At 39.8% G+C, this 25,360-nt stretch carries 29 protein-coding genes and 1 other annotated feature (1 of these 30 running past the window's edge); of the genes, 5 read left to right on the forward strand and 24 right to left on the reverse strand.

Annotation, left to right across the window (positions count from 1 at the left end):
• Positions 1 to 90: 90 nt before the first annotated feature.
• A complete protein-coding gene (gene secDF / locus LJY09_RS22925) occupies positions 91 to 2,328 on the reverse strand; it encodes a protein translocase subunit SecDF (protein ID WP_028411691.1) in 2,238 nt (745 codons plus the stop codon).
• A 137-nt stretch (positions 2,329 to 2,465) separates the two neighbouring features.
• Positions 2,466 to 2,759: a post-transcriptional regulator gene (locus tag LJY09_RS22930; protein ID WP_028411692.1), complete on the reverse strand. Its 294-nt coding sequence runs from the start codon at positions 2,757 to 2,759 to the stop codon at positions 2,466 to 2,468.
• A 64-nt stretch (positions 2,760 to 2,823) separates the two neighbouring features.
• Here LJY09_RS22930 and spoVB point away from each other — a divergent pair, with 64 nt between their 5' ends.
• Complete coding sequence (gene spoVB, locus LJY09_RS22935; RefSeq protein ID WP_155010558.1) at positions 2,824 to 4,434, forward strand: stage V sporulation protein B; 1,611 nt, start codon at positions 2,824 to 2,826, stop codon at positions 4,432 to 4,434.
• 20 nt (positions 4,435 to 4,454) lie between these two features.
• On the opposite strand, the gene LJY09_RS22940 is transcribed toward spoVB, so the two are convergent.
• On the reverse strand, positions 4,455 to 5,108 hold the full coding sequence (locus tag LJY09_RS22940) for a DUF421 domain-containing protein (protein WP_412973705.1): 654 nt from the start codon (positions 5,106 to 5,108) through the stop codon (positions 4,455 to 4,457).
• Positions 5,109 to 5,254: 146 nt separating this feature from the next.
• Between LJY09_RS22940 and LJY09_RS22945 the strand changes: the two genes are divergently transcribed.
• Positions 5,255 to 5,638 (forward strand): TIGR04086 family membrane protein, encoded by a 384-nt coding sequence (locus LJY09_RS22945; RefSeq protein ID WP_014458132.1) that lies wholly within the window; start codon positions 5,255 to 5,257, stop codon positions 5,636 to 5,638.
• A 35-nt stretch (positions 5,639 to 5,673) separates the two neighbouring features.
• Here the strand turns inward: LJY09_RS22945 and yajC are convergent, their stop codons facing one another.
• The 7 genes from yajC to LJY09_RS22980 all read right to left on the reverse strand — a co-directional run bounded on the left by yajC (position 5,674) and on the right by LJY09_RS22980 (position 10,884).
• A complete protein-coding gene (yajC, locus tag LJY09_RS22950; protein ID WP_028411695.1) occupies positions 5,674 to 5,937 on the reverse strand; it encodes a preprotein translocase subunit YajC in 264 nt (87 codons plus the stop codon).
• 72 nt (positions 5,938 to 6,009) lie between these two features.
• Positions 6,010 to 7,149, reverse strand: a complete 1,140-nt coding sequence (gene tgt / locus LJY09_RS22955; protein ID WP_013059317.1) for a tRNA guanosine(34) transglycosylase Tgt — start codon at positions 7,147 to 7,149, stop codon at positions 6,010 to 6,012.
• A gap of 23 nt (positions 7,150 to 7,172) precedes the next feature.
• On the reverse strand, positions 7,173 to 8,201 hold the full coding sequence (gene queA, locus LJY09_RS22960) for a tRNA preQ1(34) S-adenosylmethionine ribosyltransferase-isomerase QueA (RefSeq protein ID WP_048019724.1): 1,029 nt from the start codon (positions 8,199 to 8,201) through the stop codon (positions 7,173 to 7,175).
• A 23-nt stretch (positions 8,202 to 8,224) separates the two neighbouring features.
• Positions 8,225 to 8,425 carry a DUF2905 domain-containing protein gene (locus tag LJY09_RS22965; RefSeq protein ID WP_028411697.1) on the reverse strand — a complete coding sequence of 67 codons (201 nt, stop codon included), beginning with the start codon at positions 8,423 to 8,425 and terminating at the stop codon, positions 8,225 to 8,227.
• Positions 8,422 to 9,423 carry a Holliday junction branch migration DNA helicase RuvB gene (gene ruvB / locus LJY09_RS22970; RefSeq protein ID WP_028411698.1) on the reverse strand — a complete coding sequence of 334 codons (1,002 nt, stop codon included), beginning with the start codon at positions 9,421 to 9,423 and terminating at the stop codon, positions 8,422 to 8,424. Before ruvB ends, LJY09_RS22965 begins: the two co-directional genes overlap by 4 nt.
• Positions 9,424 to 9,439: 16 nt before the next feature.
• Positions 9,440 to 10,051: a Holliday junction branch migration protein RuvA gene (gene ruvA / locus LJY09_RS22975; protein WP_028411699.1), complete on the reverse strand. Its 612-nt coding sequence runs from the start codon at positions 10,049 to 10,051 to the stop codon at positions 9,440 to 9,442.
• Positions 10,052 to 10,347: 296 nt separating this feature from the next.
• On the reverse strand, positions 10,348 to 10,884 hold the full coding sequence (locus tag LJY09_RS22980) for a BofC C-terminal domain-containing protein (protein WP_155010559.1): 537 nt from the start codon (positions 10,882 to 10,884) through the stop codon (positions 10,348 to 10,350).
• A gap of 291 nt (positions 10,885 to 11,175) precedes the next feature.
• Between LJY09_RS22980 and LJY09_RS22985 the strand changes: the two genes are divergently transcribed.
• On the forward strand, positions 11,176 to 12,255 hold the full coding sequence (locus LJY09_RS22985; RefSeq protein ID WP_028411701.1) for a YsnF/AvaK domain-containing protein: 1,080 nt from the start codon (positions 11,176 to 11,178) through the stop codon (positions 12,253 to 12,255).
• A gap of 103 nt (positions 12,256 to 12,358) precedes the next feature.
• On the opposite strand, the gene LJY09_RS22990 is transcribed toward LJY09_RS22985, so the two are convergent.
• The 6 genes from LJY09_RS22990 to nadB all read right to left on the reverse strand — a co-directional run bounded on the left by LJY09_RS22990 (position 12,359) and on the right by nadB (position 19,093).
• Positions 12,359 to 13,018: a YhcN/YlaJ family sporulation lipoprotein gene (locus LJY09_RS22990; RefSeq protein ID WP_033579658.1), complete on the reverse strand. Its 660-nt coding sequence runs from the start codon at positions 13,016 to 13,018 to the stop codon at positions 12,359 to 12,361.
• Between the two features lie 94 nt (positions 13,019 to 13,112).
• Positions 13,113 to 14,078 (reverse strand): phosphotransferase, encoded by a 966-nt coding sequence (locus tag LJY09_RS22995; RefSeq protein WP_223546267.1) that lies wholly within the window; start codon positions 14,076 to 14,078, stop codon positions 13,113 to 13,115.
• Complete coding sequence (gene safA, locus LJY09_RS23000; protein WP_155010560.1) at positions 14,068 to 15,348, reverse strand: SafA/ExsA family spore coat assembly protein; 1,281 nt, start codon at positions 15,346 to 15,348, stop codon at positions 14,068 to 14,070. Before safA ends, LJY09_RS22995 begins: the two co-directional genes overlap by 11 nt.
• Positions 15,349 to 15,562: 214 nt before the next feature.
• Positions 15,563 to 16,663, reverse strand: a complete 1,101-nt coding sequence (gene nadA, locus LJY09_RS23005; RefSeq protein ID WP_028411705.1) for a quinolinate synthase NadA — start codon at positions 16,661 to 16,663, stop codon at positions 15,563 to 15,565.
• Positions 16,620 to 17,513, reverse strand: a complete 894-nt coding sequence (gene nadC, locus LJY09_RS23010; RefSeq protein ID WP_028411706.1) for a carboxylating nicotinate-nucleotide diphosphorylase — start codon at positions 17,511 to 17,513, stop codon at positions 16,620 to 16,622. The genes nadA and nadC overlap by 44 nt, the downstream gene beginning before the upstream one ends.
• Positions 17,514 to 17,548: 35 nt before the next feature.
• A complete protein-coding gene (nadB, locus tag LJY09_RS23015; RefSeq protein ID WP_155010561.1) occupies positions 17,549 to 19,093 on the reverse strand; it encodes an L-aspartate oxidase in 1,545 nt (514 codons plus the stop codon).
• 89 nt (positions 19,094 to 19,182) lie between these two features.
• Between nadB and LJY09_RS23020 the strand changes: the two genes are divergently transcribed.
• Together LJY09_RS23020 and LJY09_RS23025 are read left to right on the forward strand one after the other, a co-directional pair.
• Positions 19,183 to 20,319 carry an IscS subfamily cysteine desulfurase gene (locus LJY09_RS23020; RefSeq protein WP_028411708.1) on the forward strand — a complete coding sequence of 379 codons (1,137 nt, stop codon included), beginning with the start codon at positions 19,183 to 19,185 and terminating at the stop codon, positions 20,317 to 20,319.
• Between the two features lie 15 nt (positions 20,320 to 20,334).
• The gene (locus tag LJY09_RS23025; RefSeq protein WP_028411709.1) at positions 20,335 to 20,880 is read left to right on the forward strand and encodes a transcription repressor NadR; all 546 of its coding nucleotides are present in this window, start codon (positions 20,335 to 20,337) and stop codon (positions 20,878 to 20,880) included.
• A 29-nt stretch (positions 20,881 to 20,909) separates the two neighbouring features.
• Here the strand turns inward: LJY09_RS23025 and pheA are convergent, their stop codons facing one another.
• The 8 genes from pheA to rplU form a co-directional block, all read right to left on the reverse strand.
• Positions 20,910 to 21,782: a prephenate dehydratase gene (gene pheA, locus LJY09_RS23030; RefSeq protein ID WP_028411710.1), complete on the reverse strand. Its 873-nt coding sequence runs from the start codon at positions 21,780 to 21,782 to the stop codon at positions 20,910 to 20,912.
• Positions 21,783 to 21,810: 28 nt separating this feature from the next.
• A complete protein-coding gene (locus LJY09_RS23035) occupies positions 21,811 to 22,260 on the reverse strand; it encodes an ACT domain-containing protein (protein ID WP_028411711.1) in 450 nt (149 codons plus the stop codon).
• A gap of 33 nt (positions 22,261 to 22,293) precedes the next feature.
• Positions 22,294 to 23,580: a GTPase ObgE gene (obgE, locus tag LJY09_RS23040; RefSeq protein ID WP_028411712.1), complete on the reverse strand. Its 1,287-nt coding sequence runs from the start codon at positions 23,578 to 23,580 to the stop codon at positions 22,294 to 22,296.
• A gap of 51 nt (positions 23,581 to 23,631) precedes the next feature.
• Positions 23,632 to 23,994: a Spo0B C-terminal domain-containing protein gene (locus LJY09_RS23045; protein ID WP_228307441.1), complete on the reverse strand. Its 363-nt coding sequence runs from the start codon at positions 23,992 to 23,994 to the stop codon at positions 23,632 to 23,634.
• A gap of 66 nt (positions 23,995 to 24,060) precedes the next feature.
• On the reverse strand, positions 24,061 to 24,168 hold the full coding sequence (locus tag LJY09_RS23050; protein WP_228307442.1) for a Spo0B domain-containing protein: 108 nt from the start codon (positions 24,166 to 24,168) through the stop codon (positions 24,061 to 24,063).
• A gap of 171 nt (positions 24,169 to 24,339) precedes the next feature.
• On the reverse strand, positions 24,340 to 24,633 hold the full coding sequence (gene rpmA / locus LJY09_RS23055; RefSeq protein WP_013059335.1) for a 50S ribosomal protein L27: 294 nt from the start codon (positions 24,631 to 24,633) through the stop codon (positions 24,340 to 24,342).
• A 16-nt stretch (positions 24,634 to 24,649) separates the two neighbouring features.
• Complete coding sequence (locus tag LJY09_RS23060; RefSeq protein ID WP_013059336.1) at positions 24,650 to 24,982, reverse strand: ribosomal-processing cysteine protease Prp; 333 nt, start codon at positions 24,980 to 24,982, stop codon at positions 24,650 to 24,652.
• A 9-nt stretch (positions 24,983 to 24,991) separates the two neighbouring features.
• Complete coding sequence (gene rplU, locus LJY09_RS23065) at positions 24,992 to 25,300, reverse strand: 50S ribosomal protein L21 (protein WP_013059337.1); 309 nt, start codon at positions 25,298 to 25,300, stop codon at positions 24,992 to 24,994.
• A gap of 14 nt (positions 25,301 to 25,314) precedes the next feature.
• Positions 25,315 to 25,360, reverse strand: a sequence feature (ribosomal protein L21 leader region); it runs 26 nt beyond the window's last position.

The raw sequence follows: 25,360 nt of genomic DNA on the forward strand, positions 1-25,360 counted from the left end.
GCAACGAAAGAAAATAAGCATATTTTTCTGACAGTGCGCCTTAAATTTTCACGTACAAAAAAACGTGCGAACACTTCGCACGTTTTTGAATTACTTGCTTTCTACTTCTTTTTGTTCCTCACGCTTCAACTGTTTACCTTTCCACACAAGCCATAGCTGCGCAGCAATAAACACAGATGAATATGCACCAAGAATTAAACCTACTAACAGGGCAATTGAGAAGTTTTGAATGGACTCACTTCCGAATACAAGAAGTGCTACAACTGCAATCACAACTGTTAACACGGTATTCATCGAACGAGTAAACGTTTCGCGTAAACTTAGATTTACGATAAATGCCAAATCGTCAAACGTTTTGGATTTGAATTTCTGCATATTTTCACGAATGCGGTCAAACGTAACGATTGTATCGTTAATTGAGTAACCAACAATCGTCAAGACAGCGGCGATAAACGTTAAATCTACTTCTAACTTTGTTAAGCTAAAGACCGTAACGATAAAGAACGCATCATGCAGCAGAGCAAGCACGGCTGCAAGCGCCATGTAAAACTCGAATCGAATCGTTACATAGATGATAATTCCAATTGAAGCAATCACGATCGCCATCATTGCATTTTTCGCCAGTTCTTTTCCAACTGTCGGCGAAACGGTGCTTACGTTTGGTTCAGAACCGTATTTGTCTTTAAAGTGGTCTTTTAAATTGGCAATTTCTTTTTTATTCAAGACCCCAACTACACGTACGACACCCGTATCATTACTTTTTCCTGTAATAACTATGTCATCCGTTTTGATATCAAGAGACTTCATTTCACGCTGTATCTCAGCCTGCGTAACGGTATGATTTGCGGGAATCTCTATGCGAGTTCCGCTCGTAAAGTCAATACCGAGGTTCAGCCTAAACACAGCAACCGAGATAATACCGATAATCACGAGCACGCTTGAGAATGTGAAGAACGCTTTACGGTATTTAACAAAGTCAATTTTATCCCACGCTGTAGGTAAAACGGTTGTGCCGTCATCTTTGCTTAAATCGTGAATTTGCTCTTTCTTCACGCCAAAGTAGCCTGGTTTTTTATCAAACCAGCGGCTGTTTACTAAAAGGCTCATTAATAAACGCGTACCGTATACGGCCGTAATAAAACTTAGCACAATCCCAATCATTAATGTTGTTGCAAATCCCTTTACTGAACTTTGACCATAAAAGAACAGTACAAGAGCCGCTAACATTGTTGTAATATTGGCATCAAAAATGGTCGCAAGTGAGCGACGATTTCCTGCCCGGTAAGCCGATATAACAGACCTTCCTGTTTTCAGTTCATCTTTAATCCGCTCGTAGGTAATAATATTCGCATCTACTGCCATACCTACGCCGAGAATAAGAGCCGCAATCCCTGGAAGCGTCATAACCACGTGCATCCAGTCAAATACAACTAAGTTTAAGTAGATATAAAAACTGAGTGTAATAATGGCAATAAGCCCCGGTAAACGGTAGAAAAACAGCATGTAAAGGAAGATAATTCCGATGCCGATAATACCCGCTAGTATAGTCGTATGAAGAGCTTCTTCTCCAAACTGAGCTCCAACGGATGTAGAGTATAGCTCATCTAATTTAACTGGCAGCGACCCGGCATTTAACAATTCCGCCAGCTGCGTTGCACTTTTCACTGTGAAGTTTCCACCTGAAATTTCAACATCTGGCTGTGTTAACACGCTGCTAACAGAAGCTGCAGACAGGTACTTCGGATTTTGTTTTGCTGATTCTTTTTGGTACGAGTCTTTTCCTTCTTCATAATCCAGCCAAATGACAATTAAATTGTTAGGTGCTGGTTTTTGAGAAAGCTCTCGCGTAATCTTTTCAAATTTTTTCGCATTTTTTAACTTTAGTGAGACGCTAGGCTGATTGCTTTGGTCAAACGATTGCTTTGCTCCGCCTTGCGCTAAGTCTGTACCATCCATCAGCACCTTATCGTTCACGTCACGGAACGTTAAGTTTGCTTGAGTTGATAACAGATCCCTGGCTTGCTTTTGATTCGTGACACCAGCTAGCTGAACACGGATGCGGTCGTTTCCTTCAATTTGAATGCTGGGCTCACTAACTCCCAGTACATCGACACGTTGACGCAGCGCTTCAACCGTGCTGTTAAGTGCCTTTTTGTCAATGACATCGCCTTTTTTAGCTGGACTGACTTTATATAAAATTTCAAATCCACCTTGAAGGTCGAGGCCAAGTTTAATATCTTTTGTAATTCCAGTCATCGTTGTTCCGATTGTACTAAACACAAGCAGTACTAAGAGGAAAAAGGCAACGATACGTCCTCTTTTAACCATCGACAGAAAATCCTCCTTCTTATGTAAAAAACATGAAATGATAACAATAGATAAATGACCAATCTAATTATCATTCATAACCTAATGTCTGTCAAATAAAGACCTTATCAAATTTTAATACATGTATTTTACAAACTCTACTTTAATAATTCTTTCCAGTCTTCTCCATTATTAACACTTGAGAACATATCAGATTTATAAGATTCAATGGTTACATAGCTCATCACCTGCGTGATCTTAACAGATAAAATATCATTTACAACTTGATGGAGAGATAGCTCCTTTTCTTTTTTCCATTTTTTCATTTCCAAATAACTCAATAAATCGTTCTCCGTTACTTCTTCATATCCGAGCATATGAAATTCTTCCATTTTGCTGGATACGACAGGCTGTATAAGTTCTTTCGAAGCTGAAATAAATGGATGTGTCATATTGATCCTCCTTTCCGTTTGACATTTTGCGTAAAATTTCTTTCTCGTATGAGGAATACTTGTCATGCTTGGACACCGACGGCGCATATATTCACTGTATAAACCTCAAGAAAGCAGTGAGTATATGTCTAAATTTTTACAGGGAACTATTATTTTAATAATTGCTGGCTTAATTACACGTGTACTCGGGTTTGTCAATCGAATTGTGGTGGCTCGAATGATTGGAGACGAAGGTGTGGGACTTTATATGATGGCGGTCCCCACGCTGGTATTAGTAATCACCTTAACACAGCTTGGGCTACCGGTTGCCATATCCAAGTTAGTGGCAGAAGCAGAAGCTTTAGGTGACAGGCATAAAATAAAAAAAATACTTGTCGTCTCTTTAAGTATTACGTGTACGCTGAGCGTTTTATTTACGCTCGGACTAATATTATTCGCTCCCGTTGTAGCAAAAACCTTCTTTACAGATTCACGTACGATCTATCCGCTGCTTGCGATTATTCCTGTTATTCCGATCATCGCCGTGTCGTCTGTCATTCGCGGATATTTTCAAGGAAAGCAGCAAATGAAGCCCGCTGCTTATTCTCAAATTATTGAACAAGTGGTGCGAATTACGTTAATTGCTGTCTGTACAAAAGCATTTTTACCTTATGGAATTGAGTACGCCGCGGCTGGCGCTATGCTCTCTTCGGTATTTGGAGAGCTCGCTTCCCTGTTTTACATGGTGTTTATGTTCAAGCGAAAGAAGAAAATAACGGTAAGACGAAAATTTTTTGCTTCTTTACATGCGGGCAAAGATACGTTCCTTGACTTAATGCGAATCGCTCTTCCCACGACAGGAAGCCGCATGATTGGGTCAATTTCTTGGTTTTTAGAACCGATTGTAGTAGCTCAAAGTTTAGCAATTGCAGGAGTAGCGACAGCGGTAGCAACGAAGCAGTACGGAGAATTAACAGGCTTTGCACTCCCTCTCCTGATGCTGCCTTCTTTTGTAACGGTGTCTCTATCCACTTCTTTGGTTCCCGCAATCAGTGAATCTCTTGCACAGAATCAAATGAAACAAATCGAATATCGGCTTCATCAAGCTCTCCGCTTGTCGTTTGTAACAGGCGGACTGGCCGTTGTTGTTCTTTATGTATTTGCTAATCCGGTAATGGAATTGATGTATGGTTCTGACAAAGCTGCTATTTTTGTCAAAGTCATGGCGCCTTTTTTTATCTTTTATTACTTTCAAGGGCCGCTTCAAGCTGTTTTGCAGGCGCTAGACCTTGCAAAAGCCGCCATGATTAACAGTTTTATAGGAGCAGCGGTCAAAACGTCTCTTATCTTCTTACTCGCAACTCAGCCCAATCTAGGCATTATGGGAGCTGGCCTTGCAATTGTTGTGGGAATGATGCTTGTCACTCTTTTACATCTGTCTACGGTCATGAAAAAAATCACGTATAAGCTTCATGTGTTTGAGTATCTTCGCAGCTTTGCTGTAATGGGCATATCAGGCTTTATTGGACACTTTACTTATATGAACCTTTTCACTTCCATCCCGTTAAGCTTACGAACCATTTTATCAATTGCACTGACAAGCTTTGTATATGTACTGTTTTTGCTGCTTTTTAGACTGATAACAAAAGAAGAATTAAATCGCTTTTCTGTTTTACGTTATTTTAAACGAAAATAAAACGCGGAGCACTCCGCGTTTTATTGTTTCACATCTATTAAATCTATAAAAAATTTTCCGTTGTCGTAGCTGCAATATGAAATCTTGTCTAAGTTTGAATGCCCCAGTTTCTCTAACTCCTGCCTTAACCATTCCGTTGTTTTATGTTCATGCAACAGATGCTCTTCTTGAATAACGCCGTCAATGATAAAAGGCAAATTCAAATTGCCTTTTTTACCTGATTGCTGATCTTTTTCAAACACGGATAGCCTTCCTGAAGATTCTAAAATAGCAAATTCAACATCAGCTACATTTTTTATATTTTTATCTCGTAGCTGCACAAGCAAATCATTGAAGTTATATCGCTGCCTTTTCATTTCATGTTCATTTATTTTTCCATTTTCAATGATAATACTAGGTTTACCATCAATAAAATTTCGCATTCGATTGCTTTTAAGAGACCATATAGCTAAACCAATTTGAATAATAAGAAGCGTTAACATCGGAAGAATTGAATACACCAAAGGATCTTTTGGGTTTTCAATAGCCATTACTGCCATTTCAGCAATCATAATAAAGACAACTAAATCCAAAATGCTCAGCTCTCCTATTTCCCTTTTGCCCATAACGCGAAAAATAATTAAAACTACTACATACAAAAGCACGGTTCGCGCAACCATGATTAATAGTTCCACTGCAAAGACCTCCTTTATGTATTCCCTTGTAGTTTGTACCATTTATTTTAAAATAGCCTTACTTTTATGCGTCTATTTTGAAGTCATCCCGAATATGCTCGTACTAAGGGTTCACCTATCTTTTTATTTCATGAGGGGGAAACAAGTTGGGTGCAAAACGAATGAGCAACGCTGTATTTGCAGGGGTAGCAACAATCTTAGTGATGGCTTTAGCGATTAGCATTATCTTTTCGCTTATTTTAAAATTCACATCGCTTGAAGAACAGTCCGTACGTTTATTTTTACTTATTCTCTCATTTATTACACTGTTTATCGGAGGATTTATCGCGGGAGGACGAAACGGTTCAAAGGGACTGCTTGTTGGAGGAGCCACTGGTATTTCTTATTCTTTTTTAATGTTTTTGCTGCAATTCCTCGGCTATAGTCACCTGTTTTCTGCACAGCAGCTTTTATTTCACGCTGGGTTTATTGGAGTCGCTATTCTCGGGGGAATTGTTGGCGTAAACATTGCCGGTTCACGAGAAGCATAAAAAAACGTCACGTACATGTACGTGACGTTTTTTTATTAATCTACGCTTCTTACTTCACGAATAGCATTGCGGTCAAATGTTAATTTTGAACCGTCAGTGCTGCGAACCACAACTTGTGACTCATCGATTGCTTCTACCAAACCGTGCATACCGCCAATTGTAACAATCTTATCACCTTTTTTAAGTGCTGATTGCATTTGCTGTACGTTTTTTTGACGTTTTTGCTGTGGACGGATTAACAAGAAATAGAAAATGACAAACATTAAAAGTAATGGCCAAATATTTTGTAAAACACCCATGAAAACTCCTCCTTTTATTTATATTATCAACAGGTACTCATTCATAAATTTGATGAAAATTCCTGTAGTGACCTAGAAATTCTTTGCGTCTGGGCCGTTAAACCCATATTTTTCAAAGAACTCATCGCGGAAATCGCCAAGTCGGTCTTCGCGAATGGCTTCACGGACTTGCTCCATTAAGTTTAGCAGAAAATATAAGTTATGGTAAGATGTTAAACGAATTCCAAACGTTTCATTACAGCGAATTAAGTGGCGAATATACGCTCTTGAATAATTTTGACATGTGTAGCAGTCACAGTTTGGATCAATCGGACCGAAGTCTTCTGCATATTTGGCATTTTTAACAACAAGACGACCTTCACTTGTCATAAGCGTTCCGTTACGTGCAATACGCGTTGGTAATACGCAGTCAAACATGTCAATCCCGCGAATTGCTCCATCAATTAACGAGTCAGGTGATCCTACTCCCATTAAATAACGAGGTTTGTCAGTTGGCAAGTATGGCGTCGTAAACTCAAGCACACGATTCATCACATCTTTTGGTTCTCCAACTGACAGGCCTCCCACAGCATAACCTGGGAAGTCCATTGATACTAAATCAGCTGCACTTTGACGGCGTAAATCTTCAAACTCTCCGCCTTGAACAATTCCAAAAAGACCTTGGTCTTGAGGGCGGCTGTGAGCCTCAAGGCATCGCTCTGCCCATCGGCTAGTACGCTCTACTGAACGTTTTAAGTAGTCATACTCTGCTGGATAAGGAGGGCATTCATCAAATGCCATCATAATATCAGACCCAAGCGCATTTTGAATGTCCATCGCTTTTTCTGGAGATAGGAAAAGCTTGTCTCCATTCAAATGGTTGCGGAAATGAACGCCTTCTTCTTCAATACGGCGCAAATCGCTTAAACTAAAAACTTGGAAGCCGCCTGAATCTGTTAAGATAGGACGATCCCAGTTCATAAATTTATGCAGACCACCTGCTTTTTTAACAATTTCATGACCTGGACGAAGCCATAAATGGTACGTATTACTTAAAATAATGCCTGCCCCCATTGCTTTTAAATCTTCCGGAGACATTGTTTTTACTGTAGCTAATGTGCCTACTGGCATAAAAATAGGCGTTTCAAATGAACCATGAGGCGTGTGGACAATACCTAAACGCGCTCCTGTTTGTTTACAAGTTTTTATATGTTCGTAACGAATTGCTGTCATTGATGTATTCCTTTCATGTTAAATTACAAAATTAGCATCGCGTCGCCGAAGCTGAAAAAGCGATACTTCTCTGCTACAGCTTGTTCATAGGCAGAAATGACGTTTTCTCTTCCTGCTAAGGCACTTACAAGCATAATGAGCGTAGATTTTGGAAGATGGAAGTTTGTAATCATTCCATCAATTGCTTTAAATTCATACCCTGGGAAAATAAAAATATTGGTCCAGCCTGAAGAAGCAACAAATTTTCCGTTATGCTCAGTTGCAATTGTTTCAAGAGTACGGGTAGAAGTTGTACCTACTGAAATAATGCGTCCGCCTTTTTCGCGTACGCTGTTTAGTAAAGCCGCGGTTCCTTCACTCACTTGATAAAACTCTGCGTGCATATCGTGCTCTTCTAAGTCGTCAACGCTGACTGGACGGAACGTACCTAATCCGACATGAAGCGTTAAAAATGCAATATGCACACCTTTTGTTTTTAACTGTTCAAGCATCTCTTCTGTAAAGTGAAGACCTGCTGTTGGCGCTGCTGCAGAACCTTGCTCACGGGCAAAAACCGTTTGATAGCGCTCTTGATCATCCAAACGTTCTTTAATATAAGGCGGCAGCGGCATTTCTCCTAACTGTTCAAGCACCTCATAAAAGATGCCTTCATAGTTGAATTCTAGCAAACGTCCGCCTTGATCGCTCGTTTCTTTGCATACAGCAGTCAGACGTCCGTCACCAAACGAAATAACCGTTCCTTCTTTTACTCTCTTAGCCGGTTTTACAAGCGTCTCCCACGTATCGCCTTGTGTTTGTTTTAAAAGCAATACTTCAATATTAGCACCTGTATCTTCTTTTGTGCCAAATAAACGTGCAGGAAGAACACGCGTATCGTTTAACACTAAACAATCTCCTTCTTGCACATAATCAAGAAGGTCATGAAACATATGATGTTTCACATTTCCTGTTTCTTTGTTTAATACCATGAGTCTTGATGCATCTCGCTGCTCAAGTGGTGTTTGCGCAATCAATTCTTCTGGTAAATGAAAATCAAATAAATCTACTTTCAAAATGTTCACCTGTTTCTACTTAATTATTTAAACCTGCCAATTACATAAAAAATAAGTGATAACACAACGCTTACTAGGATACATGTCACAATCGGGAAATAAAAGGTTGTATTTCCTTTTTTAATAAAAATATCGCCAGGAAGCTTGCCAACGAACTGCCATAACAGCCCAATGACTACTAAAATGCCTCCTAATGTGATCAGCATCTTAGGCATATCATTCACTGATCAGGCACCTCCAGCTGAAAATGATCATAAACCAAAGGAGTCACAATTCGTCCTCGAGGCGTTCGCTGCAAAAAGCCAATTTGTAGTAAATAAGGCTCGTATACATCTTCAATCGTGTGAGATTCTTCACCAATAGTAGCTGATATTGTATCTAAGCCTACAGGCCCGCCTCTAAATTTTTCAATAATCCCTCTTAATAATTTATGGTCAATATGATCAAGACCTAAACGGTCCACCTGTAACATTTCTAATGCTTCAGTAGCAAGGGTTTCAGTTATAGCTCCGTCTCCTTTTACCTGGGCAAAATCTCTGACTCTTCGAAGCAAGCGATTCGCAATACGTGGAGTTCCCCTAGCACGCCTAGCCATCTCAAACGTCGCTTTCTGATCAATCTCTACATCTAAAATAGCTGCTGTTCTTTCTACTATCGAAGCAAGATCTTCTTCTTGATAGTATTCCAAACGGCTTAAAACGCCGAAGCGATCACGTAAAGGAGAAGATAAAAGCCCTGCTCTTGTTGTTGCACCTACTAGCGTAAACGGAGGCAAATCAAGACGGACAGAACGTGCACTCGGCCCTTTTCCAATCACAATGTCCAAACAGAAGTCTTCCATTGCTGGGTACAGTACTTCTTCAACTGAACGATTTAATCGATGAATTTCATCAATAAAAAGCACATCTCCAGGCTCTAAGCTGGTTAAAACCGCGGCTAAGTCGCCTGGACGCTCAATGGCTGGCCCTGAGGTCGTTCGGATTTGCACGCCCATTTCATTAGCGATAATAGTGGCAAGGGTTGTTTTACCTAATCCTGGAGGACCATATAAGAGCACGTGATCTAACGTTTCGCTTCGCATTTTGGCAGCTTTAATAAAAATGTCAAGATGGGATTTTACTTTATGCTGACCAATATACTGCTGTAAGGTTTGCGGCCGCAAACTTTGCTCGATGATTTCTTCTTCACCAAGAACATCTCCCGTTACAATACGATCGTCCATTTTACTCCTCCCTTACTTATTGTTTCAATAATCGTTTTAGCGCTTCTTTAATATACTGATCTGTTGTCATCGTTTCCTTCATTAAAGCTGGAACAATTTTTTTGATTTCTCTTTCTGCGTAACCTAATACTTTAAGTGCTTCAATCGCTTCATCGAGTGCTTCTGAACTTTGAGATTTGACTTCTTGTGCGTCCAAATCTGCAAATAAAGAAGGAACGGCATCTGGTACAATATCATGCAGCTTTCCTTTTAAATCTAGAATCATCTGTCGAGCTGTTTTTTTACCTACTCCTGGAAACTTAACTAAAAACTTCTCGTCTTCCTCCTCCACAGCTTGGACAACCTGCGCTGGATTACCTGACGCTAAAATAGCTAAACCGCCTTTTGGGCCGATTCCTGACACGCTAATTAACTTCATAAATAAATCCTTTTGTTCTCGCGAAGCAAACCCGTAAAGTGCAATTACGTCTTCTCTTACATATTGATAGGTGTAAACCGTTTTTGGTTGTTCATCAATTGAAAACACGTATGGATTCGGCGTAAAGACCTGATAGCCTATTCCGTTGTTTTCAATTACTATATACTCAGGGTTTATATATGTAACCGTGCCTTTGATATAATCAAACAATAAGCTCTCTCCTTACTCACGTACGCGCGGGCAGTGACCTTCCATCTTACCTATGAAGAGTCCTGCCCGCATCGTTCTCTATTTTCCTTTACAGTTCCTTTTAAAAAGACGTTCAAGAGAACGTTCGCCTCTTTTCATCTTTCTCAACCCACTTTTACAATAGCTGTAAAAAATAGAACCGCCCACTTTTATTGATGAATGACCTTTTAAGTTATATACAATACTAGACTGCTGAATACCATTTTAACATATCGCCAAAAGCAAATAGAAGCAATTTAGAATGTTGAATTCAATAATTATTTTACCATACTAAAAAACGGCTGCTTGATCGAAAGCGGCCGCTGCTTGAGCTGATAGATTTTATAGAAATTAATGAGGGAAAGATATTCATCTTTTGATTGAACGCGAATACCTTTCTTTAATTGTTCATGCTGATAGCTTTCAAGCCTTTTGATGTCAATTTGAAAAAACGACTGTATAATGTGCTGCGACGAAGCTGGCTTGCCTTCAAATGCTGAGAGAATACCGTTAACAGAAAGCCCTACGTAGCCGTTGTCTTTTAAAATAGGTGAAATATCGTCTATGCTTGTTCTAAAAACTAGCTCTCGATCGGTTTCTTTAAGCAGTCGCCAATTTTTATATTTTTTCATTAATTGTTTTTTTGTCATAGAAGGGCTTTTGATCATCTCTTGACTTACGACTCCATCCACATACACGCGCTCAAGAAATAATGTCATCGGCTCCTTTTCATTCGCATCTGCACGGTATGGCATTATACAAAGCACAATACTTACTAGCATTAAAAAAGCTGCTTGATGAATGACTTTCTTCACTCACCTTCACCTCACACGTTAATCATACTCTTTTTAGTATTATCTAAAAAGGTTTTGTGAAAATCTACACTAATAGTTTGACCTACTTATTTTCTTTTATCCTCTTATTTTATGAAGCGAATCCTTTTCACGATATTATGTTAAGAAAACATGGAGTATTTGTTACATTTGCACACTATTTGTAAAATTTTCTCTTAAACGTTTTAATTAAATTTTCGCAGGGTATGTACATAGTGGAAGTAATTGTAAGGACTTCTATTATCTATTTTCATAAAAAAGGGAGCTGAAGTAATGAGAATGAATAAACGTGTAGTCGGAACTTTTTTTTCAGAAAAAGAAGCTTTAGATGTTATCCATAATTTAAAACGTCAAGGTTATCGAGAAACAGACATCATGGTCATTTCTAATAGTAAAAGCAATACATTTCAAATAGGTCATGATACAAATGTAATTATTGAAGCTGGTTCGCCTGCCGTAAGTTCATTAGCTGGCGTCATGATGGATAACTTTTTTACCATGATGACAGGCGGCATGGGGCTCAAACAAGGAAGCGGCTTGAAATCAAAATTAATCCGCATGGGCATCCCAGACATCTCAGCCGTGCAGTGCGAGACAGATGTAGCTGCTGGTAAAATTCTAATTTTGATAGATGCCGTAAGCTCTGAACAAACTCCAGCGTACGGAACCTATACGGAACACAACGAGCATAGAGCTGTCCAACTGCGTGAAGAAAAATTAGATGTCTTAAAAGAACGCGTTCAAGTAGGTGAAGTAAAACTCCACAAAAAAGTAATAGAGGAAGAAAGAACTGTACACGTTCCTGTTACAAGAGAAGAGTTTTATATTGAACGCCGACCTGTAATTGACGGAGACTATAACGCTGGCCCACTTACAGAAGATGAAATTATTCGTGTTCCAATCATGGAAGAACGAGTAGAAATAACCAAAAGACCAGTTATTGTTGAAGAAGTAATTATAGGAAAAAAACTTATTCAAGAAACAAAAGAATGGACTGAAACGATTAAGAAAGAAGAAGCAAGCGTAGAACCTGATGGACTCGCGAGCCCTGAAGTATACGAAAATATGATGAACTATACAGACCATACTTACGCTCAAGTTTCTGCAGCTCTAGCAAGCGACGTGGAAGCTGAATACGAAAATAGTCAGACAACTAACAACGAGAAGCCAAACACACAAGCTAATAAGACAAGCTCTTCTGCAAAAAATGTTAAAAATACAAAGAGTGTCGCTACGGCACCAGCAGATACGAAAAAAAGAGAAGGTCGCCTCAAACAAAACGAAACTAACGCTCAAAATGAAGAAGCGGAATCTAAAACAACAAACAAATCTGCTTCTAACAAGAAAAATTAATAGTTACATGTTCGAGGAATAGCTGCCTGGCTTCAATGGCAGCTTTTTTATATGTATTCTCATCAAAAAAACAGCCGCCCTTCACAGACAGCTGCTTCTTCATTTAACGATGTTTATGATTGACATTCTCATCGACTGATTCAAATAGACCATTGAAATTAGTTTGAATCGTATTTCGGTCTTTTCCATTTCGAATATCGTCATCAAGAGAACGAGCATTCATAAATACATCGTGATCTACTTTTACTTGAACATTGTAGTCCTTCGCAATAGGCTTTACTTTATCGAGCACATTTTGTCTTAAACGGCCGTTATTTATGTCTTTGGCAGGATCCACAGCAACTAATAGCTGATCTCCACGGACAACGGCGCGACTATTTTCTACACCTTTAACGCTTGCAGCTCGATCAGCCACTTTTTCCGTAAAGTCTCTTGGATAATCTTCACCGTAATACATATTAGCCACGCCATTTGTACGATCATTTGTATTATTGATGTTTCCATAAGGGTTTGTCGGATTGTCAAAACGTCCATCACTTACGTTTAACGGATAATTAGGTGTTCCATTCCCATCTAAAACTTCAGTCATTGGACCTTTCGGATTATCTACGCGATGTTCATTCGCTTTTTCATTTGTATGATACCCAACAGGCTGTGTCGTATCTGTATAGCGTTGTTCCATACCTTGGTCTTTGTTATTGCAAGCGCCAAGTCCCATCATACATGCAAAAGCTAAAGAAGTTGCTACATACCTATTCAACATAATCGCCCCCTAATTTAAGCTCTATTTACTCTGAGCTTACTATTAGGATTAAAAGACAAGCCGTTTCTTATTCGATGAAGTGTTTATAAACTCTTTACATGTCATGTAGGTTTTGTAAGTGCTGGTAAATCACTCGATAAAACCGTGTACGCTGTGACCATTCTTCAACTGATTGCTGCATTAACCTTTGACGGTTTGCCCATGATAAAGCAGAGGGGTTTATATTCCAGTTTCTCATCAGCATCGATGGAAATAGCAAAGAAGCAAGAAAAAAACGCTGCTTGCTTAATTCTTTTATTTTCGAGTGTTGAAGTAGTTCTTTCATCGACCACTGGACGTAAGGCAAAAAGCGCTGGGCCAGCTGAACATAGTCATAAAGAGCAGGAGCTTTAGCCGCTAAGTCAAAATCAATCATAACAATACCCAAGTGGTTTGTTTTCAAGAAATTATGTGAAGCAACGTCACCATGAATAATGGAGTGGTTCAACTGACTATCTCTGAAACGCTCCATTAAAACTAAAGCTTTTTCCCCCCAAGTCACAATATCTTTATATACATGAAATTGATTACACTCTTTAAATATATACGACGTTTCTCGAAAAGAGGAAAGCCGCTTTTTCCATTTTAAAATAAGATCATATTCAGGAAGCTTTGTATACGCAGCTATTTTCTTTTTACGAACTTCTCCATGATAGCGGATCAATGTTTGTAATACCTCTTCCCGATCCTGAAAACTTTCGTACGTTATCTCTTTTACTTGCTTAACAAAGGGCATCATCGCCCAATACAAATGACGGTCCTTTATATAAAGTTCACCTTCTGGGTAAGTTTCAAAATTAACCGCATACCCCTGCTTAATTTGAGATAAAACGTGATAAACATGTTCAATTTTACCTTTGTCTCTGTATGCTTTTATTACTTTTCTTCCTTTATTCGTATCCGCGATGATGACGTGAGGCTTTTTCATACGGTAGGTCTCAACGTGAATATCTCTTTTTTTCAAATAGAGAAAGAGACGATTTAAATTAAAATCGTCTCGTCTATAATAATCAATCTTCATCTTCGTCGTACTCATCATATTCTGGAATACTAAATGCATTTGGGTCAAACGCAGGATACGGAGGTACACCAATCATGCCATATGGGGCTGGATAGAGTGCCCTTGGATCCTGAAAGCCGTAAGGTACCGGCTGCTGATACTGTGGATAAGGCTGCTGTGTGGCATAGTCGTCAGGTCTTGGTTCACCGCAGCCGCAGTCTCCTTGCTGCTGTGGGACATAGTGCTGCCCATAATGGTAAGGCGCGTTTCCAAAACCTTCCGAAGAACTTTCATAATGTCCACCTGTCATGGCTCCCTGCACTTGTGGATACATTGGTGCTTGATGATAGGCCGGATAAACGGGCTGCTGATATCCCCATGGAGGCGGACAAGGAGAGCATTGTACCGGTCCATAGCAGCTGTGTGGCATCATTGGATACATTGGCATCGGTGCCATATGAGCACCCATTGCATGTTCTTCAAACGATTCGTTTTCATAACCGTGATGATACATTGGAGCCTGTTGATACATTGGCATTGGATACGGCTGTGGTGCATACATTGGCGGATGACACGGCATATAATTAAATCCGTAGCCTGGCATCACAGGCGATATCGGCGTGATTGGATAACATGGCATTTGAGGAGGCATTTCGATACTCTCCATTTCAGGACTTTCTGGCGATTCATGCTTTGGCAGTTCTTTTGGCGCTTCTTTTTTTGGAGCCTGCATCGCCATATTAACCGTGTAATAGTTGTTAATATCAATCTCAGGTGCAATCGGCTTTAATTTAGGAAGCTTTGGTGCAACAGGCATTTCTTTTTTAGGCTGCGCAATTGGTGCCTCTTTTTTAGGCTGCGCGACCGGCGCTTCTTTCTTTGGCTGCGCAATGGGCGCTTCCTTTTTCGGTTGAGCAATCGGTGCTTCTTTCTTTGGCTGCGCAATTGGTGCTTCTTTTATCGGCTGCATAAAAGGCGTCTGAGCAGGCTGATTAGCTGATTTATTGTCATCTGAACTTTCATCAATTTCCGTTACTGGATAAGCTTTAGTGGATTGGTCACTATAAGGGTGTTGAACTTTAGGCATTTCTTTTATACCAGGTGAAGGAGCTCCTTCTTTTTGAACAGGCACTCCGCTTGTCGGCACTTTAATTTTCATTCCAGGCATGATCATGTCTGGATTGCTTAATTGAGAATTCGCTTTTTTTAACTCTTCAAAATTAACCCCATACTTTTCAGCGATTTTCCAAAGGGTATCCCCTTTTTGAACGATATGGATTTTCAACGTCATTCCCCTCCCGAGTAGAGTCTCTGCCATCTATATGTGCAAAATCAAAGTAAGTTCTGTTTGTTCATCACAAGATATGCCTTGAACCATTTTTTTATTCATTTTGCCCACAGTTTGGTTCAAGTTTTTATGATAAAGAAAAAAAGACTTATCAACACAAACAATATGTCAATAAGTCTTCTTTTAGACCTTCTCTTTTCAATTGTCTTAAAAATCTTTATGCTCGTTCTAGCATATTCGTTAGCGCTTTGATTGCACCTTGCGCTGTATGCTTATCTACCTTGATTTGATTTACTTCTATTCCTTCTTCAATGCTTTCTAAAGCCCACAGCAAGTGAGGCAAATCAATTCGGTTCATCGTCAAACAAGGACACATATAGGGATTAAGCGAAACAATTTCTTTATCCGGATGACTGTTGATAATCCGTTTCACTAAGTTCATTTCCGTGCCAATGGCCCATTTAGAGCCTGAAGGAGCTTTTTCAATTGTATCAATAATATATTTTGTAGAACCTGCATAATCTGATTTTTGCACCACTTCATAGGAACACTCCGGATGAACAATAATATTCATCTCAGGCTGCTTCTCGCGTAAATAATCAATATTTTTAACCGTGAAATTTTCGTGCACAGAACAGTGACCTTTCCATAGAATCACCTTGATGTTGTTTATATCGCCTTCATATTCGAGCATTTCTTCAATAGGATTCCAAATGGCCATTTCATCTAGTCCAACACCTAAATCATAAGCTGTGTTTCTGCCCAAATGCTGATCTGGTAAAAAGAGAATGCGCTCTTTTTTAGAAAATGCCCACTCCACCATATTTTTTGCATTTGAAGATGTTACTGTTGCACCATCATGTTCGCCTACAAAAGATTTAATTGCAGCTGTAGAATTTACATACGTAAGCGGAATAATCGTATCTCCGAAAAGATCCTGCAAGACAGGCCATGCCTTTTCTGTTTGCTGAATAGTAGCCATATCAGCCATTGAACAGCCAGCTCGCATATCGGGTAAAATGACTTTTTGGTTTTCATCTGTTAAAATATCAGCTGTTTCTGCCATGAAGTGAACGCCGCAAAACACAATATGCTCAGCTTCTCTATTTTCAGCCGCTATTTGAGCCAGCTGTAAGGAGTCTCCTACCGCATCTGCAAACTCGTACACTTCGTCTTTTTGATAATGGTGGCCGAGCAGAAACAATTTGCTTCCGAGTTTTTTCTTGATTTCTAATACTCTTCTTTTCATTTCATTTTCTGTGAGCTCCGTATATTTAGCGGGCAGCGTTTGCTGCTGAAGCGTTTGTAATAAACTCATCATTTTCTGTTCCCCTTTCTGTTAATAAGTCCAAGCTGATATCGATAGACCCTGCTGAATGCGTTAAAGCTCCAAGTGAAATATAGTCCACTCCGCTGTCTCTAAAAGAATGGAGCGTGCCAAGCGTAATTCCACCGGATGCTTCTGTGACAATATGAGCGGGAACCAGCGGTATCCAATCTTTAATGACTTCTGGAGAACAGTTATCGAACATAATGACATCTGCTCCTGCCTCTATTGCTTCTAGCAATTGACTTTTATTTTCAATTTCTACTTCCACCTTAACCATATGTCCAAGCTGCTCTCTTACTCTCACAACAGCGTCTAGAATAGATCCTGCATGTGCAATATGGTTATCTTTTAACATGACGCCATCGTACAAGCCAAAACGATGATTATAACCTCCTCCAGCACGAACGGCATACTTCTCTAACATTCGCAGACCAGGCGTTGTTTTTCGCGTGTCACATATGCGGGTATGTGAGCTGCCAAGCATCGCTACGGCTTTGTGCGTCATCGTGGCAATGCCGCTCATTCTTTGAAGTAAGTTTAAAATTACCCGTTCACCGGTCAAAATAGATCGCACGGATCCTGAAACGGCAGCTATTTTATCTCCAGGCTTAAGAACATCTCCGTCTTTTTTTTCGAAATCCACTTTCACATTAGGGTCTATTAAATGAAATCCTTCTTTAATCAATTCCACTCCTGCGATAATACCTGATTGCTTTGCCGTAAACACAGCCTTCCCTTGGTCAGACGGAGAAAAAATAGCTTCACAAGTTATATCTCCATCTCCAATGTCTTCTATAAAAAAAGAATGCAACAGTGTTTGTAATTTCAACGTGTTCATTATGCTACCTCACCTTTCTTTTTAGATTTCCTTGCTTATAAAATCAATGATTGTTTTGTTGAAGCAGCAGACTGCTTAATAATTCGCTTATGCTCCCACTCTTGCTTTTCATGCGGAAAGTCACTTCGGTAATGACCTCCTCTACTTTCTTTTCTTGCAAGAGAGGACTCGGCAATAAGCAGACCTGCAGTTAGCATATTGCAGATGGTTGCAGCTTCCCTCGAATATATAACTTCTTGATCAAGAGGTATTCCATCCAAATAATTTGTGAATTCATGCACAATGGTAGCCAATTCGTTTTCATGACGAATGATTCCTACACAATCCATCATTTTATGCTGAATTTGTCTTGTGGCAGGCAGTATTTTAGGCATGCCTTTATAGACGTAACGAACGGGAGTATAACGAGATACCGTTCTCGCTTTATGTAAAATATGACGCCCTGCCCGTTTTCCGAATACAAGACACTCTAACAATGAATTGCTTGCTAGACGATTTGCTCCATGAACGCCTGTAGAAGAAACTTCCCCCACGGCATACAATCCTTCAACACTTGTTTGTCCGTAAGCATCTACTTCAATTCCACCCATTAAAAAATGTGCGCCCGGAGTAACAGGTATTCGTTTTTTGTCCAATTGAATTTTATACTTTCGACACAGTGCCGTAATCGTAGGAAATTTTTGTTCAAAATGAGCCACTTTTTCAATGTCTAAAAATACGGATCTTCCTTTTTTCATTTCATTAAAAATCGTCCTTGCTACAACATCTCGCGGTGCTAAATCCTTAAAGAGATGAACGCCTTCCATTATGTGTTCATTCCATTCATTTACCAGTACACCACCTTCACCTCGAACCGCTTCGGATACTAGACCTTTCGCTTCCTTTTGATACAAAAGGGTCGGATGAAACTGAACAAATTCTAAGTCCGCTAATTTTGCTCCAGCCCTGTACGCAAGCGCTAGCCCATCTCCTGTCGCAAGCGGCTGGTTAGATGTATGCTTGTACAAAGCGCCGATTCCTCCGGTAGCAATAATGGTTTGGCGAGCATAATATATAGTAATTTTGTTGTTTTCACCTTGTCCGATAGCACCTCTACACGTTCCATCTACAGTTACTAAATGCTGAATCATTTCGTTTTCAATCACTGTAATATATGGCAGTACTTCTTTTTTCAAAAAAGCGAACAGCGCTTGTCCTGTTGCATCCCCACCTGCATGCAGAATACGATTGACACGATGGGCTCCTTCTTTTCCAAAATGCAGCGTACCATCTGGATTTTTATCAAACTTCATTCCTTTATGAATCAATTCATTTACTACAGCCGCACCTTCTTCCACTAAAGTGCGTACCGCTTGTTCATTGCAATGCTTATTGCCCGCAACCAACGTATCATAGAGATGTTCACTCCAGTGATCGCTGCTTCCAATAGCAGCTGCTACTCCGCCTTGAGCAAGAACTGAGTTATTGCGGTCAATTTTACCTTTCGTTACCATTACAACTCTGTTATGACGACACAGTTCATAAGCTGCAGAAAACGCTGCTAATCCGCTTCCAATAATTAAAACATCCGTCTCTAACATTTTACACCTCTTTATTTACATGTGTCTTGACACCTATATTTACATATTATTAAATGAAAGACAAGAAGTTTTTTTATCGGGGGGAGAAAATGATTTATCTGGACTATGCAGCAACAACGCCAATGAGACAAGAAGCAATTGAGGTATATACTGAAGCGGCAACAAGCTATTATGGAAATTCCAGCAGTCTTCACACACTTGGAACACAAGCAGAGAATCTGCTTACACTATGCAGAAAAAAATTAAGCCTGTTAGTAAATTGCCGAGAGGATGATCTTTTTTTTACAAGCGGGGGAACAGAAGCTAATTACTTAGCTATTCACTCTCTTTTAAAAGGAAACACTAGCAAACGAAAACATTTAGTTACAACGAAGCTTGAACATTCTTCAGTTCTTCATACGTTGCAGCAGCTTGAAAAAGAAGGCTTTTCCTTATCTTACGTACCTGTAGATCAAAACGGCGTTGTGTCTGTAGACGACTTAAAGAAGACGATTCGACCTGACACTGTGCTAGTAGCCATTCAGCATATCAATCATGAGCTTGGTACAATTCAGCCAGTTGAGGATATTGGCCATTTTTTATCTAAAAAAGAAATTCTCTTTCACTGTGATTGTGTTCAATCTTTCGGTAAGCTTCCTATTGATGTTAAAAAGCTGAAAGCTGATAGCATCTCAGTTTCTAGTCATAAAATTTACGGACCAAAAGGTGTAGGAATGGTATACATGAATTCAAGTTCTTCTTGGAAGCCTATTTATCATAAAGCAACTCATGAAAAAGGCTTTCGCCCTGGGACTGTAAATACCACAGGCATTGCTGCCTTTACTGCAGCAGCTGAATGCGCATATGCAGAAATGAAAACCGCCAGAAGCCATTATGAGCGCTTAAAATCGTACTTACTGGAAAAACTAGAATCTCTTGCTCCTTTTATAGAGGTAGAAGGCCTTGGGAACTCTCATTTTCCTGGAATTATTGGACTGACATTTTCAAACATACAGGGTCAATATGTTATGTTACAATGTAATCGTCACGGAATTGCTATATCTACGGGAAGTGCCTGCCATGTAAATCAGCAGGAACCATTAGCTTCTTTACTTGCGATTGGCAAATCGACTGCGAATGCTAAGAACTTTGTACGTCTTTCATTTAGTCAACATTCAACGTTTAAGCATATTGATCGACTCATATCCGTTTTTCATTTATTACAGCAAGAATTTATGACAGTGTAAAAGGAGGGATTAAAGGTGCCAGGAACTCAAAAGAAAATTCTTGGAGAAGAAAGAAGAGAACTTATTCTACAATGGTTACAAACAGAGAATAAACCAATGACGGGCAGTGAGCTTTCGAAAAGAACAAACGTTAGCCGCCAAGTCATTGTACAAGATATTTCGCTGCTTAAAGCTAAAAATGAGCCCATTATCGCAACAAGCCAAGGATATATTTATATTCAAAATCCATCTCAAACTACCGTGCATCAGCGAATTATTGCCTGTCAGCATACGCCAGAAGATGCTGAAAAGGAGCTTCTCCTGCTTGTTGACCACGGCGTTCTCGTAAAAAATGTAACCGTTGAACACCCTGTGTATGGTGAATTAACGGCTTCCGTTATGATTCAAACCCGAAAAGAAGTAGAAACGTTCATAAAAAAAATTCAAGAAACAAACGCAACTTATTTATCTCAGTTAACAGAGGGGATTCACCTTCATACGATTGAAGCAGATACAATTGAAAAACTGAATGCTGCCTGCTTAGCTCTTGAAGCGGAAGGTTATTTAGTTTCGAATGAGTAAAAAGGTGTTATAACAAAAAAAATCCCGCTTTAAAGCGGGATTTCTGTTTCAAGTAGTGTATGAGGATAGCTTCCTAACAGCTCTACGCTACAGCCCAGTGCCTCAAGTTCAGCCATAGCCCCAGGGATTAATACTTCATCCATTTTTTGTTCAATATCAACGATAAAGAAATAGTTTCCAAGCCCTGTTTTCATGGGACGGGATTCAATTTTAGACAGATTTAGCTTACGCCAGGAGAAAGCTGAAAGCACTTGATGAAGCGCTCCTGCCTGATCAGATGGAAGTGTAATCATTAACGTTGTCTTGCACCCGTTTCCAGCTAAAAATGGCACCTCTTGCCCTCCATCTTTATGCAAAATAACAAACCTTGTTGTATTATGATCATAATCATGAATATTCGGGCAAGCAATATGTAATCCATATTCACGGGCTGCTAATCCATTCGCAATAGCTCCAATATTAAGCTCAGGGTGTTCGCTTACATATTTAGCAGCAAACGCCGTTGATGTCATCTCTTCTACTGCAGTTGACGTACATTCTCCGTGTAAAAATTTATGACACTGCGCAATTGCATGAGGATGAGAATAAATCGTTTCAATGTTTTTCCACTGTTCTGCATGAGATGGATGAACCATTAAATGCTGACGAATTGGAAGCACAATTTCTCCAACAATCGGCAGACGACGTTCGTGAATAAGATAATCAAGTGTTAAATTTACAGATCCTTCAAGTGCATTTTCTAACGGTACAATTCCATACTCAATCTCTCCTTTATCCACTGCATCAATGCATGCTGGAATTGTTTTGTATGGAATATGGTCGTGCTGTTTAAATACGCCTTGGACGGCCACATGTGTAAATGTTGCCTTTGGTCCTAAATATCCTACTTTCCCCACAATCATGCCTCTCCTTATCTATATCTGTTTACCATTATGCCCCTGAACCAAGCACGTCCACTTTATCTACAAACTCTAAGCTTTTCAGTCTTCGCAGCATTTCATTTAACTCAACACTCATACTTGCTGTATCTAATGAAAGAGTTACGTTGGCACGCCCTTGTAAAGGGATGGTTTGGTGAATTGTTAGCACATTGCATCCTGATGATGCAACGGTGCTCAATAAATGTGATAAAGTTCCTGATCGATCTTCAATATGAAAAAATAGTGAAATAATGCGCTGTTTGACAACCGTCTGAAACGGAAAGACGGTGTCGCGGTACTTATAAAAAGCACTGCGACTCAAGTCTACGGCTTGTACAGCATCTGCTACCGACTCAGCTTTTCCCCGTTCAATTAACAGCTTCGCATCCAATGTTTTTTTCATCGCTTCTGGTAATACATCTTCGCGAACTAAATAAAACTGCTTATCGCTCTTATGCAAGTAAAGCCCCTCCCCTTATCCTATGAACAACAATTAGTCGATAAATTCAAATTCATATTCAAACAGCTTTACAATGTCGCCATCTTTTGCTCCTCGTTCACGAAGGGCTTCATCGACGCCCATGCCTCGAAGCTGGCGCGCGAATCGACGAACTGATTCTTCACGTGAGAAGTCAGTCATCTTGAATAATTTTTCGATTTTTTCACCGCTTAATACGTATGAGCCATCGCTATCACGCGTAATAACAAATTCCACTTCTTTCTTTTCATGCTTGTACAGTACGCGGTGCATAGATAGATCTTCCTCTTCTTGCATTGGGAATTCCGGCGTCGTTTCTACAAGATCAGCTACTGTAAATAACAGTTCGCGGATTCCATCACGCGTTGCCGCAGAAATTGGAAAGATTTTCACTTCGTCCCCTACTTTTTCTTTGAATGCAGCTAAATTCTCTTCGGCTTGCGGGATATCCATTTTATTTGCTACCACTACTTGCGGACGTTCCGTTAAACGCATATTATACTGACGCAGCTCTTCATTAATAGTTAAGTAATCTTCATATGGATCACGGCCTTCTAAACCTGACATATCGATTACATGGACAATCACGCGGGTACGTTCAATGTGACGTAAAAACTGATGACCTAATCCTACACCTTCATGTGCACCTTCGATTAGCCCTGGTAAATCTGCCATCACAAAACTGCGATTATCTTCTGTTTCAACTACTCCCAAATTCGGATTAATTGTTGTAAAATGATATTCAGCAATTTTTGGCTTTGCAGCAGACGTTACGGATAATAACGTTGACTTTCCAACACTTGGGAAACCAACTAATCCTACATCGGCTAATACTTTTAATTCAAGAATGACATTTCTCTCTTTACCTGGCTCTCCATTTTCTGAAAGCTCCGGTGCTGGATTTGCAGGTGTAGCAAAACGCGTATTCCCACGCCCTCCGCGTCCACCTTTAGCAATCACTGCGCGCTGGCCGTGCTCAACTAAATCAGCAATCGTTTCGTTCGTATCTTCATCCAACACAACGGTACCTGGTGGAACTTTTACAATCATCGGCTCAGCGTTACGTCCGTGCTGTCCTTTTGACATTCCATGTTCACCACGGCTTGCTTTAAAGTGACGCTTATAGCGGAAATCCATCAGCGTACGTAATCCTTCTTCTACTTCAAAAATGACATCTGCACCGTGACCACCGTCACCACCTGCAGGACCTCCTTTTGGTACGTACTTTTCGCGACGGAAGGCAACCATTCCATTTCCTCCGTCGCCACCTTTTACATATACCTTGACCTGATCTACAAACATTTCTTTTTCACTCCGTTCTATATCTTAGCTCTTGCCATAGCAAAAGCGCTTTTAACTTATTGTGAGCATAAGGCTAAATTCATCTTCAGACATATGCTGTTCAACCAATGCAACTCCTTGAGCGCACTCATAACATTGTAGCTTGTTTTGTAGCTTCTGTATATCTGTTAGTATTCCACTAAAGTCAAAAAAGAAACGAATTCCCTGTTCTTCAATGCATACTGAAATACTCAAATAGTTTTCTGCATGATAATCAACATATTTTTCGAGTGCTTCTGTCAAATAGCAACACCAGTTGTATACAAACTCATCGTATTGTGATAAATCCTTCAATTCTCCAAGCACTTCCACATCTAAGCGAACAGCATGGTTATTCCAATGATAGGTCATAACAAAGCCCGCAAACAGTCGCATATTGATGTTTGTTAACTTGGATTCATGTTTGGATTCATTTACAATTTCTTCAATGATTTCATTCGCTCAATCAAGCCGATTCAACGCTAGATTGCCTTTGATTAATTGCAGCTTATTTAACCAATCATGCCGCGCGTATCTTAATACCTCTACGACATCCCATTCTTTTTCCATCTTAGCACTCCTAACTTTGACTCGAGCATAAGTATTTCACAACGCTGACAAACATCTCGTATCAATCTTCTTAGATATGTTCGATTATAACAAATTCCAATGGGTAATAGGTGAAATATTCTACAAAAAGAAAACTCTAACCTACTTGGGTTAGAGTTTTCTTTTTGTATCTTATGCTTCTTGAGCAACAGGGTATACAGATACTTTTTTACGGTCACGACCGAAACGTTCAAATTTAACGATACCGTCGATTTGAGCGAATAAAGTATCATCTCCACCACGACCTACGTTTGCACCTGGGTAAATTTTAGTACCGCGTTGACGGTATAAAATTGAACCACCAGATACGAATTGGCCATCAGCACGTTTAGCACCAAGACGTTTCGAGATTGAATCACGACCGTTTTTAGTACTACCTACTCCTTTTTTAGAAGCGAAGAATTGAAGGTCTAATCTTACTAACATGACATCCACCTCCTGTTTAGTTGTCGTTAATTTTTATATAATTACTGTAATCTAATTCGATCGTTTTCAGTGAAACAACCATACCTTCTAATAGCAATTGAATCTGTTCCAATGTGAACGAATCCACATCTTTCGGAATCTCACAACGGAGATAGCCACCATCTCCACCTTGCTCTAAGTGCGGTTCAACCCCACTTATTGAAAAGATAGCATTAATTGTTCCAAATGAAACTGCAGATGCTCCCGCACAAACAAGATCTTTTCCGTGTTCGGAAAAGTCAGCATGTCCACTCATCGTGAACCCGTCAACTTTCTTATTTGCATCACGAGAAATCGTCACCTTAATCATTTGTTATAATTACGCGTTGATAGCGTCGATTACAACTTTTGTGTAAGGTTGACGGTGACCTTGCTTACGACGATAGTTTTTCTTTGCTTTGTATTTAAATACAGTGATCTTTTTAGCGCGACCTTGTTTTTCAACTTTAGCCGTAACTGTTGCACCTTCTACGAAAGGAACACCAACTTTCACGCTGTCGCCACCTACAAATAATACTTTGTCAAAAGTAACTGTTTCGCCTTGTTCACCAGCAAGTTTTTCAACGTAGATTGCTTGACCAGCCTCTACTTTAATTTGCTTACCACCAGTTTCAATAATTGCGTACATTCTCTGCACCTCCTCTAAAAACTAAGACTCGCCATCACAGGTGTTCAAGTGAACTTAAAA

This window comes from Priestia sp. J2, from assembly GCF_020790095.1.
GTDB lineage: Bacteria > Bacillota > Bacilli > Bacillales > Bacillaceae_H > Priestia > Priestia zanthoxyli.

Coding starts and splice junctions, on each gene's coding strand:
- secDF (WP_028411691.1), bottom strand. CDS start 2,328: ATGGTTAAAAGAGGACGTATCGTTGCCTTTTTCCTCTTAGTACTGCTT.
- LJY09_RS22930 (WP_028411692.1), bottom strand. CDS start 2,759: ATGACACATCCATTTATTTCAGCTTCGAAAGAACTTATACAGCCTGTC.
- spoVB (WP_155010558.1), top strand. CDS start 2,824: ATGCTTGGACACCGACGGCGCATATATTCACTGTATAAACCTCAAGAA.
- yajC (WP_028411695.1), bottom strand. CDS start 5,937: ATGGGTGTTTTACAAAATATTTGGCCATTACTTTTAATGTTTGTCATT.
- tgt (WP_013059317.1), bottom strand. CDS start 7,149: ATGACAGCAATTCGTTACGAACATATAAAAACTTGTAAACAAACAGGA.
- ruvB (WP_028411698.1), bottom strand. CDS start 9,423: ATGGACGATCGTATTGTAACGGGAGATGTTCTTGGTGAAGAAGAAATC.
- LJY09_RS22985 (WP_028411701.1), top strand. CDS start 11,176: ATGAGAATGAATAAACGTGTAGTCGGAACTTTTTTTTCAGAAAAAGAA.
- LJY09_RS22990 (WP_033579658.1), bottom strand. CDS start 13,018: ATGTTGAATAGGTATGTAGCAACTTCTTTAGCTTTTGCATGTATGATG.
- LJY09_RS22995 (WP_223546267.1), bottom strand. CDS start 14,078: ATGAAGATTGATTATTATAGACGAGACGATTTTAATTTAAATCGTCTC.
- safA (WP_155010560.1), bottom strand. CDS start 15,348: ATGACGTTGAAAATCCATATCGTTCAAAAAGGGGATACCCTTTGGAAA.
- nadA (WP_028411705.1), bottom strand. CDS start 16,663: ATGAGTTTATTACAAACGCTTCAGCAGCAAACGCTGCCCGCTAAATAT.
- nadC (WP_028411706.1), bottom strand. CDS start 17,513: ATGAACACGTTGAAATTACAAACACTGTTGCATTCTTTTTTTATAGAA.
- nadB (WP_155010561.1), bottom strand. CDS start 19,093: ATGTTAGAGACGGATGTTTTAATTATTGGAAGCGGATTAGCAGCGTTT.
- LJY09_RS23020 (WP_028411708.1), top strand. CDS start 19,183: ATGATTTATCTGGACTATGCAGCAACAACGCCAATGAGACAAGAAGCA.
- pheA (WP_028411710.1), bottom strand. CDS start 21,782: ATGATTGTGGGGAAAGTAGGATATTTAGGACCAAAGGCAACATTTACA.
- obgE (WP_028411712.1), bottom strand. CDS start 23,580: ATGTTTGTAGATCAGGTCAAGGTATATGTAAAAGGTGGCGACGGAGGA.
- LJY09_RS23045 (WP_228307441.1), bottom strand. CDS start 23,994: ATGCGACTGTTTGCGGGCTTTGTTATGACCTATCATTGGAATAACCAT.
- LJY09_RS23050 (WP_228307442.1), bottom strand. CDS start 24,168: ATGGAAAAAGAATGGGATGTCGTAGAGGTATTAAGATACGCGCGGCAT.
- rpmA (WP_013059335.1), bottom strand. CDS start 24,633: ATGTTAGTAAGATTAGACCTTCAATTCTTCGCTTCTAAAAAAGGAGTA.
- LJY09_RS23060 (WP_013059336.1), bottom strand. CDS start 24,982: ATGATTAAGGTGACGATTTCTCGTGATGCAAATAAGAAAGTTGACGGG.
- rplU (WP_013059337.1), bottom strand. CDS start 25,300: ATGTACGCAATTATTGAAACTGGTGGTAAGCAAATTAAAGTAGAGGCT.